At 51.0% G+C, this 11423-nt stretch carries 10 protein-coding genes; 7 read left to right on the forward strand and 3 right to left on the reverse strand.

The window, feature by feature from the left end:
• Positions 1 to 42 precede the first annotated feature (42 nt).
• Both CCUR_RS02000 and CCUR_RS02005 read left to right on the forward strand, forming a co-directional pair.
• Positions 43 to 1095 carry an inorganic phosphate transporter gene (locus CCUR_RS02000; protein ID WP_012802814.1) on the forward strand — a complete coding sequence of 351 codons (1053 nt, stop codon included), beginning with the start codon at positions 43 to 45 and terminating at the stop codon, positions 1093 to 1095.
• A gap of 16 nt (positions 1096 to 1111) precedes the next feature.
• Complete coding sequence (locus CCUR_RS02005; protein WP_012802815.1) at positions 1112 to 1741, forward strand: DUF47 domain-containing protein; 630 nt, start codon at positions 1112 to 1114, stop codon at positions 1739 to 1741.
• An 84-nt stretch (positions 1742 to 1825) separates the two neighbouring features.
• On the opposite strand, the gene CCUR_RS02010 is transcribed toward CCUR_RS02005, so the two are convergent.
• Positions 1826 to 2614 carry a trimeric intracellular cation channel family protein gene (locus tag CCUR_RS02010; RefSeq protein WP_012802816.1) on the reverse strand — a complete coding sequence of 263 codons (789 nt, stop codon included), beginning with the start codon at positions 2612 to 2614 and terminating at the stop codon, positions 1826 to 1828.
• A 196-nt stretch (positions 2615 to 2810) separates the two neighbouring features.
• Here CCUR_RS02010 and CCUR_RS02015 point away from each other — a divergent pair, with 196 nt between their 5' ends.
• The 5 genes from CCUR_RS02015 (at position 2811) to CCUR_RS02035 (ending at position 9223) form a co-directional block, all read left to right on the forward strand.
• Positions 2811 to 4094 carry an aspartate kinase gene (locus tag CCUR_RS02015; protein WP_012802817.1) on the forward strand — a complete coding sequence of 428 codons (1284 nt, stop codon included), beginning with the start codon at positions 2811 to 2813 and terminating at the stop codon, positions 4092 to 4094.
• A 108-nt stretch (positions 4095 to 4202) separates the two neighbouring features.
• On the forward strand, positions 4203 to 5858 hold the full coding sequence (locus CCUR_RS02020) for an ABC transporter permease (protein ID WP_012802818.1): 1656 nt from the start codon (positions 4203 to 4205) through the stop codon (positions 5856 to 5858).
• Positions 5858 to 6808, forward strand: coding sequence for an ABC transporter ATP-binding protein (locus CCUR_RS02025; RefSeq protein ID WP_012802819.1), 951 nt, complete (start codon positions 5858 to 5860; stop codon positions 6806 to 6808). The genes CCUR_RS02020 and CCUR_RS02025 overlap by 1 nt, the downstream gene beginning before the upstream one ends.
• Before the next feature lie 3 nt (positions 6809 to 6811).
• Positions 6812 to 7915, forward strand: coding sequence for an ABC transporter substrate-binding protein (locus CCUR_RS02030; RefSeq protein WP_012802820.1), 1104 nt, complete (start codon positions 6812 to 6814; stop codon positions 7913 to 7915).
• A gap of 267 nt (positions 7916 to 8182) precedes the next feature.
• Positions 8183 to 9223 carry an aspartate-semialdehyde dehydrogenase gene (locus CCUR_RS02035; RefSeq protein ID WP_012802821.1) on the forward strand — a complete coding sequence of 347 codons (1041 nt, stop codon included), beginning with the start codon at positions 8183 to 8185 and terminating at the stop codon, positions 9221 to 9223.
• Here the strand turns inward: CCUR_RS02035 and CCUR_RS02040 are convergent.
• Positions 9205 to 10755 (reverse strand): sensor histidine kinase, encoded by a 1551-nt coding sequence (locus CCUR_RS02040; RefSeq protein ID WP_012802822.1) that lies wholly within the window; start codon positions 10753 to 10755, stop codon positions 9205 to 9207. The two genes, CCUR_RS02035 and CCUR_RS02040, sit on opposite strands and share 19 nt — an antisense overlap.
• Positions 10743 to 11405, reverse strand: a complete 663-nt coding sequence (locus CCUR_RS02045) for a response regulator transcription factor (RefSeq protein WP_012802823.1) — start codon at positions 11403 to 11405, stop codon at positions 10743 to 10745. The genes CCUR_RS02040 and CCUR_RS02045 overlap by 13 nt, the downstream gene beginning before the upstream one ends.
• Positions 11406 to 11423: the final 18 nt, after the last annotated feature.

The raw sequence follows: 11423 nt of genomic DNA on the forward strand, positions 1-11423 counted from the left end.
CAATTTCCAATCGACACACCATTTCATGATGAAAGGTAGTTCGTGTCTATCGAATTGGGCGTCTTTTTGTCGACTCTTGTGTCGAACCCCGCGATGCTCGTGGTGGCCGTCTTAAACATTGGTGTTCTCATTGTTAATGGGGCAACCGATGCTCCTAATGCTATTGCTACGGTAGTGTCAACGCGCTGCCTGAAGCCGACACCCGCTATTGTGATGGCGGCATGCTGTAATTTTCTTGGCTTACTTATCGTAACGCTGCTTTCCTCTGCCGTCGCCGAGACTATCTTTCACATGGTTGATTTCAGTGGCGACAGTCACCAAGCGCTCGTTGCTCTTATGGCCGCCATGGTTGCTATTATTGTGTGGGGTGTTTCCGCCTGGTATTTTGGTCTACCGACCAGCCAAAGCCATTCTCTTATTGCTGGTCTTACCGGGGCTGCCATTGCCTTGCAAGGAGGTTTTGACGGGGTCAATTGGGATGAATGGATGAAGGTTATTTACGGTATCGTGCTCTCGACCTTCTTGGGTTTTGGGCTGGGCTGGTTGAATGCCAAGGCGATTCGTCGGTTCTGTAGCGGCTTCGACCGTCAACGCGCCGATGCCTTTTTCCGCTGGGCACAGGTTATTGCCGGTGCGGCTGGCGCTTTCATGCATGGTGCCCAAGATGGACAGAAGTTCATGAGTATCTTTATGCTCGCGTCGCTTCTTGCTGCAGGTGCAGACCTTCCCAGCACTATTACGATACCAATATGGCTTATGGTCGTCTGTGCGTTGTCGCTGGGTACGGGTACTGGCCTGGGCGGCAAGAAGATTATTAAAAACGTGGGCATGGATATGGTTAAACTTGAACGCTATCAAGGGTTTTGCGTATCGCTTGCCTCAACGTTCTGTCTGATTATTTCCACCTTCGGCGGATTGCCTGTTTCATCAACACATACGAATACAACTGCCATTATGGGTGTTGGGCGTGCCAAATGTAAGAGCGCTGTTCACTGGGGTGTTGCTGTTGACATGGTAAAAACTTGGATACTGACTTTCCCAGGATGCGGCATTTTGGGATATGTGACCGCACTGCTATTCTTGGCCATCTTCTAGCACAAAGGAGCCGTTGATGCCTCGCAAGATGAAATACGATTATTTCAAAGCGTTTGAAAGTCAGGTTGACATTGCCTTAGCTGAGGCTGATCTTCTTATTACCGTTATTAGGGATTTCACCACTGCTGAAGCGGTTAAGGATATCTTGCCCGAAGCTCATGACCTTGAGCATCGTGGCGATACCATTAACCATAACATCTATACGGCATTAGCAACCGATTTTATTACACCTATTGATCGCGATGACATTCTGCAGATTGCTCAGGCGCTCGATAACGTGATCGACTACATTGAAGACGTTATCCGCATGTTCTACGTCATGGACGTGCATTTCATGCATCGTGATCTTGAACAGGTAGGCATTCTTATCAAAAAGAGCTGTGAAGCGCTCAAGGTAGGTATGCGTGAATTTACGAATTTCAAGAAATCCGCTACGTTCAAGCGCGTGCTCGTTGAAGTGAACGATTACGAAGAAGAAGCCGATCGCCTCTACGACGAAATGACCCACAATCTGTATACCAAAGATGCTGATAATCCGCTGCGCGTGATTGTGTGGAGCCGTATCTTCGCGAAAATTGAGAAGTGCAGCGATGCGTGTGAACATGTCGCTGACATTATGGGTACGGTGCTCTTAAAGAACTCGTAAGCGGGTTTGGTTTACACAGCTTGCTTGCTTTTGTGGCGCGCTGCCCTTAGCAGCGGTGGTGTGGTGTTGCCTGGCTTTAAACATTTAGTGTCGACGTAGGCGATTCCATATTTTTGACCAGGTAGATTGCTGATCAATCTTTTTCGCGTGATGTCGTCGCGCCTTTTCATCGGCTATATTTTCGGGTGTACGATTAAGATAGCGTATGGCACGCACTGGGCGTGCCATGACATCGGCTACCGGCTCGCTTAAGTCGCGCGCTGGTCGGGTATGCCATCCGAATGCCATCGATCCAAAACGGATGCACATAATAATAACGAGGCAGATAATAGCCGAAGCACCATCAAAAATATGGTAGGTCCGCATCAGTGTGTAGACGATGGTGCCCAATACAGCAGCAGTGCCATAGAGCGACCCCGGTTGGAAGGCAGTTACCGGTCGGTTCATAATGATGTCGCGCATAACACCACCGCCGATCGATACAACCGTTCCTAAAATGACGGCCGGCACGATAGAAAGTCCCGCTGCAAGCGCCTTGCCAGCCGAAAGGACAGCCCACATACCCACCGATAAGCCGTCAATAATATCGATAACAGGGTTGAGATAGGTGGTTATTCGCCCAAAATAGAATACGACGCAGCCGGTGAGCACGCAGGCCACGATAAGCTCAGGCTTTTGAAACGCATAAATGCCGTAGTTCTGCAATAGAATGTCGCGCATAATGCCACCAAGAAGTCCCATGATGATCGCAATCACCACAGTGCCGAACAGGTCGAATTGGGCCCGCTGCGCGCTCATCGAGCCTGAAATGGCGCCGGTGATCGTGGCGATCATTTCAAACCAGAAGGGAACAACTAATACGGATTCGAGCATAGTGGCTTTCGATACCTCTTCTTTCGTCATTAGTGCATGCGTCATTATGTTAGGTGCATGCTAGCATCCCCAGCAGGATAAGGGCAGCAGGCAAATCGTGTCATGACGTAATTTTCTACAATTCTTGTCTATAGCAGAATCCAGCGGCCTTCGTACTGCTATGATGTGGCGCAATGCACAGAATAGAAGGAATCTAATGTCCCTGATCGTAGCGAAATTTGGTGGCACGTCAGTTGCCTCACCCGAGCGGATCAAGATGGTCGCCAAGCGGCTTATTGCGATGAAGCAGGCCGGCAACGATGTTGTGGCGGTTGTCTCTGCTATGGGTAAGACCACCGATGAATTAGTTGGTTTAGCTGCGGCGCTTTCAAGTAATCCTCCTGCGCGTGAAATGGACCGCTTGCTTTCTACCGGCGAGCAGGTATCTATGACTCTCTTATCCATGGCAATCGACGCGAGTGGGTATCGCGCCATGAGCTTTTCGGGAAGCCAGGCGGGTATCGAAACCGACAACGAACATGCCAAGGCAAAAATCACCCTTATTCACGCAGATCGCATCAAAAGTGCTATCGCGCAAGGCATTATCCCTGTTGTAGCGGGTTTTCAAGGCATTGATAAGCGGGGCGATGTTACAACGCTCGGCCGCGGCGGTTCTGACACAACGGCGGTTGCCGTCGCGTATGGTATTGGGGCTGATGTGTGCGAGATTTATTCCGATGTCGATGGCATCTACACGGCTGATCCGCGCGTAGCTCCTCGTGCACGCAAACTCGACGCCATCAGCTACGAAGATATGCTTGAGCTTTCAAGTTCAGGGGCAGGGGTTCTCCAGAGCCGTGCCGTTGAATTTGCCCGTCGATATGGTGTGGTCATCCATTCGCGCTCAGCGTTTTCTGATGCGCAGGGAACTCTTATCAAGGAGGCTGATTCCACGATGGAACAGGCTGTCGTCTCAGGCATTGCTCATGATACGTCCGAGGTCAAGGTAACTATTCGCGACGTACAAGACCACTCGGGCGTGGCCGCGCAGGTTTTCCAAGCACTTGCAAGTAACAGTGTCAATGTTGACATGATCATTCAAAATATTTCGGAAGAAGGCGTGACCGATATCACCTTTACGTGTCCGGGTGCCGATCTTCCTCGTGCACGCACGGTTATGGAAAGCCTGTTGGCTCCTTTAGGTGCGCGCGAATATGCCGTTGACGAAAGTATTGCGAAGGTTTCCATTGTAGGTACCGGCATGAAATCAAGCCCCGGTGTGGCAGCACGTGCCTTCCAGGCGCTGGGCGACAGTAACGTAAACATTCTACTGATCTCGACGAGTCCCATTCGCTTGTCAGTGGTTATTGATGCCTTGCAGGTTGAACAGGCTGTTCGCTGTTTACACGCAGCATTTGGACTCGATTCGGATACTGTTTTCGAAGAAAAAATGCTCTCGGCCGAAGAACTGGCTGCCAAGAAAAACAAGGGTCGCTCATAAGGCCGGTTTGTAAGAGCCGCTCGTTTCTGCAATGCATGTAATGTCGTTCATGGCGTCTCATCTGGTATATCAGCTTGCTTGTATTCAAGCAGGGCGGGTCGGTTTGTAATGATGCGTCTGCGTATTTCTCAGACAGTGGGTATTCTTCTTGTGGTGTGCGCCGCGCTTTGTGTACTGGTGTTTTCAGTCTACCCGCTTGCAGCTCTCTTCTCTCGAAGCCTTGCTGGCGATTTTGTGACGCGGTTTACGCAAACACTTGGCGACAGCGGTCCGCTTGTTATACAGAGTGCGCAAGTGGGCATTGCGGTCGCCGTCGCTTCCACAGTTCTTGCTCTTATTGTCGCGATTTGTGCCTCGTTTTCATCGCGTGGTATGCGCCGTGCTGTTTTAGGTGCTGCGCTGGCAAGCATTGTGTCACCGCCATTTCTTGCATCCCTTGCCTATATTGAATTATTTGGTCGTCGTGGCCTGATCACGCATGGCTTGCTGGGGCTTTCAATCAGCCCGTATGGCTTTATCGGTGTCGTGATTATGCAGTCGGTATTCTTTTCTGCCATTAACGTGATGCTGCTGCTTTCTGCTCTTAAAGGTATCGATCCTGCGGTGATAAACGCGTCGCGTGATGCGGGGGCTTCTCCGTTGCGCACATTAGTATGTATTGTCATTCCGCTCATCAAGCACTCTATAGCTGCTTGTTTATTGCTGACATTTATTCGATCGTTGGCCGATTACGGTACGCCGATTGTTATTGGTGGCGGTCTTGAAACCATAGCGACGGCTATTTACGAGCAGGTTGTGGGGTATTCAGATCTTGAATCGGCTGCGGTGCTTGGAGTGCTTCTCTGTTTGATTTCGATGGTGGTCTATGCGATATATGGACGCTTGATTGTGCGTTCGCGGGGTGCAAGCGGCTTGTCGGGTGCCGCGGTTGACCTGCTGGGAGATACGACGTTTTCGTCATTGCGCTTACGTGGTGTACTTGGCATTTCTGTGCGTGTGGTGGGAATCCTGTTCGTTCTCTTTATGATTGTGCAGTATGGCACGATCGCTCATGCCGCTCTAACGCGCGGTGTTGGATGGAATGCACCCTTTACGCTGGCAAATATCCAACATCTTATTTCGTTTGATGCAGGCTCGCTTATTTTGAGTATTGAATATGCGCTGGCAGCAGCCGTACTCTCTATTATCTTAGGCGCTCTCATCGCTTATATGCGCACGCTTTTTGCACATCCTGCATCACCCGTTGGTCGTTTGACATCGGTGCTTGAATTTGCAGCAACGATGCCGTACATGCTTCCTGGTACCTGCCTAGGTTTGGGATTAATTCTGGCCTTTAACGCGACGCCCTTAAAGTTAACGGGTACAGGAGCAATTATCGTTTTTGCACTTGCAATCAAACAACTTGCTGTTTCTATACAATCGTTCTCGGGTGCGTTTTCCCAGTTTGATGCAAATCTCGAACGAGCTGCCCGCGATCTGGGGGCGAGTCGCCTGGAGGCTATCAGAGATACGGTTCTGCCCGTTTCCCGTCGGGCGTTTATGGTTGCTTTTGCCAATGCCTTTTCCACTGCGATGGTCTCGTATAGTGTTGTGCTGTTTTTGGTGGTACCGGGCAATAAGACCGCCATCTTTGAGCTGTTTGATGCGCTCTCAAGTGGGAAATATGGCCAAGCGGCAGCCATATCGCTGGCGATTACCCTTGTAGTACTGGTGGTAAATGCGGTGGTCTTCCTGCTATTTGGGCGAAAAAAGGAGCGGTCCTGATGTCAGTCATGGAATTTAAAAACATTACTGCTGGCTATGGCGGTCATACGGTGCTCGATAATTTTTCGCTTGCTATTGATAAAGGCGAACTGATCTGCCTCATTGGCCCGTCGGGCTGCGGTAAGACAACGGCACTCCGTTTAGCAGGCGGTTATCTGCAGCCAAAGCAGGGACAGGTGTTTATTGATGGCGTGGATGTGACGTCGCGTCCACCCGAACGACGCCCCGTATCGACCGTGTTTCAGTCGTATGCCCTCTTTCCTCATATGACCGTAGCGCGCAATGTTGAATATGGCCTTCGCTTCCAAGGCTTTGCTGCTCATGAGCGCCACGATAGGGCGCTTGAGATGCTTCAAGCAATGCATATGGACGATCGTGCCGATGCCTATCCAGCTGAATTATCGGGTGGGCAGCAGCAACGCGTGGCACTTGCTCGATCGCTTGTCTTGAAACCGCAAGTACTTTTGCTTGACGAACCGCTTTCGAATCTTGATGAAGGCTTGCGTTTTGAAATGCGCGAAGAAATTAAAGCAGTGCAACGAGAATTCGGTGTGGCCATGCTACTGGTTACGCACGATCGTGAAGAAGCGATGGCGTTAGGCGATCGCATTGCTTTGGTGCATGATGGCCATATTGCGCAAGAGGGAAACCCGGCACACGTGTATGATCATCCATCCAATGAGTACTGTGCACGTTTCTTGGGATGGGTGAATGTACTTAATTCTTGTGATTCACCTCGCTATTTTCGAGTTGAAGCGGTACGCTTGGGTGCGGAGGGGGCGTATACGGGTTCGGTGGAGCGCGCAATATTTTTGGGATCGTCGTGGGAATACTTTATCGACGTCGATGGTCAAAAGGTTCGCGCGCGTGGCGACCGTTCGATGCTCCTGAACGAAGGAGATGCGGTATCGTTTAATATCACGTCTCTGTTGAATTGGAAGGAAGAGTAAAGTATGCAGGATGCGAAGACACTGACGCGCCGCGGCTTTGTGACCTTATCGGCCGCCGCCGTATCTGCTGCTTTCTTGGGCGGTTGCTCAAGCGGCTCAGGAAATGGGTCGTCAAGTGAATCGTCGCAAGAGGGCGCGACAAAGTTAACCTCATCGTCGGGAAAGACAATGAAGGTTATTTGCACAAGCGAATCGTACAAGAAGTTGTTCGATAAGTTCACCAGTGAAGTGGGCGCTCCGGTGGAGTTTGTTTCGATGTCATCGGGTGAAGCGCTGTCCAAGTTGAAGGCAGAAGGTGGTACACCAGCTGCTGACCTGTGGTTTGGCGGTGGCGTCGATTCATTCATGTCGGCAAAAGATTCAGGTCTGCTTGAGCAGGTTAATTTCGCGGCGACTTCGCGCTTTTCTGCTGACTTCAAAGATCCTGATAATTACTGGTTTTCAAAGGGTGCTACGGTAGTTGGCTTTATCGTCAATAACGACATCCTGGGCGAAATTGGTGCCCAAGCACCAGCAAGCTGGGCTGATTTAACCAATGCGGCCTACCGCAACGAGATTCTTATGTCGACACCGGCCGTGTCGGGCACGAATTATGCGGCTGTTGATGCTCTCTTGCAAAACCTTGGCGACGATGCTGGCTGGGAATACTTCTCTCAGCTCAACGAGAATATCCCGTTCTACACGAAGCGCGGCAGCGATCCTTCGACGCGCGTTGGAGCAGGGGAGGCTGCCATTGGTATCACCTATATTGACGGTACACTTGATGAGCTTATTTCGGGTGGCAATCTTGAGCTTGTCTATCCGTCGGAGGGTTTGCCGTACATGCCTGATGGTGTGGCAGCGTTCAAGAACGCTGACGACGTTGAAGATGCCAAGCTATTTATTGAATGGCTGTTCTCGAATGACGAAAACATGCGTTTTCTTGCCGAGATCGACAAGAAGAGCACCATCTTGCTGTGCATTCCCGATGTGGATGGCATCGAGGCCACCTTTGACGCGTCTCAGCTGATGAAGGAAGATGTTTCTCTGTTTGGCCCACAGCGTGAAGATGTTCTGGCCAAATGGAAAGATATGACGTCTAGTAAGGATGTTGTCAGCAGCTCATAAGCTGTTGTCCTCTTAAGAGTAAGCGTACACAGGCGCACTCTGTTGGGATGAGCCAGCAGGGTGCGCTTGCTGATATTATGTACGCTCACTAAGTAAGGTGCGTCTGTTATCAAGGTTATGTGTGCTGCGCCGTGAATACGTACGCAGCATGCGCCTGTATAATGAGTCGTGAAAACTTGGTGTGGCTATTACATGCGGAAGTGCCTCTTAGGGGCTAAGCTTAGGGGTATGAACAGCTGATATGGCCTATAGGAAAAGGAGTTCATGATGGCATGGACTAAACAAATGCCTGCTCGCCCGGTGGTTGCCGTATGTGGTGCGACGGGGGCAGTAGGACAAGAATTCCTTACCGTGCTTCACGATCTTGATTTTCCTGCCGCTCAGGTAAAAGCGCTTGCGTCGGCGCGCTCGGCTGGCAAAAAAATCGCATTTGGTGGATGCGGCAATCAGCCGGCAGGTGATTTAACGGTCGAAGAAATGACGCCGGAGAGTTTTACCGGGGTTGATATTGCCCTGTTCTCGGCTGGATCAAACGTCTCAAAGCAGTTGCGCGACGCTGTCACTGCAGCTGGGGCGGTCATGATTGACAATTCGAGTGCCTTTCGTATGGATGCGGGAGTACCGTTAGTTATTCCCGAGGTGAATCCTCAAGATGCGTATCAGCATGAAGGCGTTATTGCTAACCCCAACTGTTCCACTATCGAGATGGCGGTGGCGCTTGCGCCCCTATCGCGTGTGGTGTCCATCAAACGAGTGGTGGTATCAACCTATCAAGCAGCGAGTGGTGCTGGCCTGCCGGCTATGCATGAACTGCGTGAACAGACCCGTCAGATGCTTGCGGGAGAAGAACCACAGGCACAAGAATTTGCTCATCCGCTGGCGTTCAACTGCATTCCGCGCATCGACGTGATGCGTGAAGACGGTTATTCCAAGGAAGAATGGAAGATGATCGCTGAAACGCGCAAGATCATGCATGCGCCTGAAATTGGCATAACTGCTACGTGTGTACGTGTGCCAGTTATGCGTTGTCATGGCGAATCGCTCAATGTTGAGTTTGCTGCGCCAATCTCGCTTGATGAAGCGTATGCAGCGTGGGAAGCAGCACCAGGCATTGAGGTGCTTGATCAGCCGGATGAGGATATCTATCCGATGCCCGGCGTGCTGGCTGGTACCGATCCGGTATACGTGGGTCGTGTCCGTCGCGATGCGACCGTCGAAAACGGACTTGCCTTCTGGCTGGTTATGGATCAGATTCGCAAAGGGGCAGCCTTAAACGCTGTTCAAATTGCTCAGTTGCTTTTGCCGTAGTGCTCATCGCGCTTTATTATTTCAGGAAGAACAATGGTGGCGCGAGCACCCTGGATTGTGCCATTACCTGCCAGTTGGTTTGAGAGGTTGAGCGTGCCACCGTGAGCATGTGCAATATCGGAAGCGATAGCAAGCCCTAAACCAAAATGAGTGCTTTCAACGTTGCCGGTTGTATGACTACCTGTGCGGGATGCGTCGTCGCGATAGAACCGTTCAGTTCCATGGACAAGTGCTTCAGGCGAAAAGCCCGATCCGTCATTTTCCACCGTAATGAAGAAGGTATGCACGGTGGCGTCAAAGGAAAACACGAGTCGAACTACGCTGTGCGATGCGTAGGCGCAGGCATTATCAACCAGATTGAGCACGGCTCTCTCTAAAGCACGTGCATCCCACTGTGCACGTGTATCGGTGCTTGTTGCTGTCTGACAGCACGCATCGGTAAATGAAGAGGAGCGTGCCGTGTCAAGCGTGAATCCCCGTGCTTCAACGAGGGCTTTTGCTTCTTGCTCCAGTTGATCGGCGAGCTTTGACGGGTTGGTAGGCTTGAATTGCAAGGTGCCTGCTCCGCTGTGAGAAGCTTCGACAATTTGGCTTACAAAGCTATCCATTGAGAGCGCTGCTGTCTGAATAGCCTGTGCACTCTGAGCTTGATCGATATCAAGTGCGCCAGCAGTCGCATCTTCGATGAGCATATCTGCATTGCCTCGTACTACCGTAAGGGGTGTTTTAAGGTCATGAGCGAGGGCTGCTACTTGCTCGCGCGTGCGTTGTTCTGATTCCCACTGTGCTTCGAGCGATTGCTTGAGCGAGATGCGCATTTCATCCATGGCACGCAATACGTCATCGATCTGCGCCACATTGCTTCTTCCGGTGGCTGTATTCAAGTCTTGTCGGCCAACTGCTTGCGCCGCTTCTACCAACGGGTTCATTTTTCGTTTGATAACATTGCTCGCTCGCATAGCGATAAGTACTATCAGCACTGCTAGCGCGCCAAAGCTCCAAAACATCATATCTTGCGGATTTGGAAGCGTGTCGCGCAGGTTTTTATCAGCCCATTGAGGGGTAAGGTTGTAGCAGAGCACACAGCGCCTGCCATCAGGCAGGTTTATGGCTGTATAGAAGAATCGTTGCTGTTCTACTACCACCTGCGCGTCTTTTTCATTGGGTGATGCTGTAACGGTGCGAGCAAATTCAATCTGGCTCGCATTCATATCCGATAAGGCAATGCTGTCAGTGCTCGTAAAAAGTGCATAGCGATATGCCGAAGGGATGGCATCGGCATTGAAGGTGGGTTGAGTCGAGAGGGTTTTAGCAACGTCATCTAAATGTACTTCACCATAATTTGCTGGCACGATGGAGCCAGATCTCATCTGTCCCGTTAAAGCAGCAAGGGGAGCTCCAATAACAATCAGGGATCCAACAAGAAGATAGAAAAAGTAGCGCCCGATTACGAGGGCAAGCGGAATACGCAGGTGGTGTGGTTGATCAGCTTGCTCAGGGTGAGGAGGCTGCTGGCTTTCTAGGCGTGCCATTTATATCCCGTTCCCCATACCGTTTCTATCGAAGTGGCTCCGGCACGCTTTAGTTTCGTGCGCGCATTGCTTACATGCATAGATATTGCGTCGTCACCCGCATCTGATGCCCAACCAAGTACTTGTTTGCGAATTTGCTGACGTGAAAATACCTGTCCCGGATGTTGAGCAAGGTATTCACAGATGGCATATTCCGTCGGCGTAAGCGCCACGAGTGCATCATTTACAAACAGTTCTCGTGCACCCATGTCGAAGCGTACCGCTCCCAAGGTAAAGGCGTGCGTATAGACGCGGTTTTCGCGGCGCAGATGCGCAGCTACTTTCGCGCGCAATTCAGCCGTTCCGAAGGGCTTGCGGATATAGTCATCAGCACCGATGGCCAAACCCTGCACTGCATCGCTTTCACCCACCTTTGCTGTTAAAAAGAGAATTGGGGCATCAACGTGGTCACGGATACGTTCAACCAGTTCAAACCCATCTATTTCAGGCATCATGACATCGCAGATAATCAGGTCGTAGCGCGATAAATCGCAACTGAGTACAGCGGTCGGGTCGTTGAACGCATCGACACTGTACCCATCGCGCACCAGGATGCGCTGAAGCAAATCGGTGATTGCGGATTCGTCGTCGACAACCAAAAGCCGTGCCATATGTTTTGTTTAGCCTTT

The sequence above is a fragment of the Cryptobacterium curtum DSM 15641 genome, from assembly GCF_000023845.1.
GTDB lineage: Bacteria > Actinomycetota > Coriobacteriia > Coriobacteriales > Eggerthellaceae > Cryptobacterium > Cryptobacterium curtum.

Bases quoted from the DNA above. Each gene is read 5' to 3' on its own strand.
- CCUR_RS02030 (WP_012802820.1), top strand. From the start codon at position 6,812: ATGCAGGATGCGAAGACACTGACGCGCCGCGGCTTTGTGACCTTATCG.
- CCUR_RS02035 (WP_012802821.1), top strand. From the start codon at position 8,183: ATGGCATGGACTAAACAAATGCCTGCTCGCCCGGTGGTTGCCGTATGT.
- CCUR_RS02015 (WP_012802817.1), top strand. From the start codon at position 2,811: ATGTCCCTGATCGTAGCGAAATTTGGTGGCACGTCAGTTGCCTCACCC.
- CCUR_RS02020 (WP_012802818.1), top strand. From the start codon at position 4,203: ATGATGCGTCTGCGTATTTCTCAGACAGTGGGTATTCTTCTTGTGGTG.
- CCUR_RS02005 (WP_012802815.1), top strand. From the start codon at position 1,112: ATGCCTCGCAAGATGAAATACGATTATTTCAAAGCGTTTGAAAGTCAG.
- CCUR_RS02045 (WP_012802823.1), bottom strand. From the start codon at position 11,405: ATGGCACGGCTTTTGGTTGTCGACGACGAATCCGCAATCACCGATTTG.
- CCUR_RS02010 (WP_012802816.1), bottom strand. From the start codon at position 2,614: ATGCTCGAATCCGTATTAGTTGTTCCCTTCTGGTTTGAAATGATCGCC.
- CCUR_RS02040 (WP_012802822.1), bottom strand. From the start codon at position 10,755: ATGGCACGCCTAGAAAGCCAGCAGCCTCCTCACCCTGAGCAAGCTGAT.
- CCUR_RS02025 (WP_012802819.1), top strand. From the start codon at position 5,858: ATGTCAGTCATGGAATTTAAAAACATTACTGCTGGCTATGGCGGTCAT.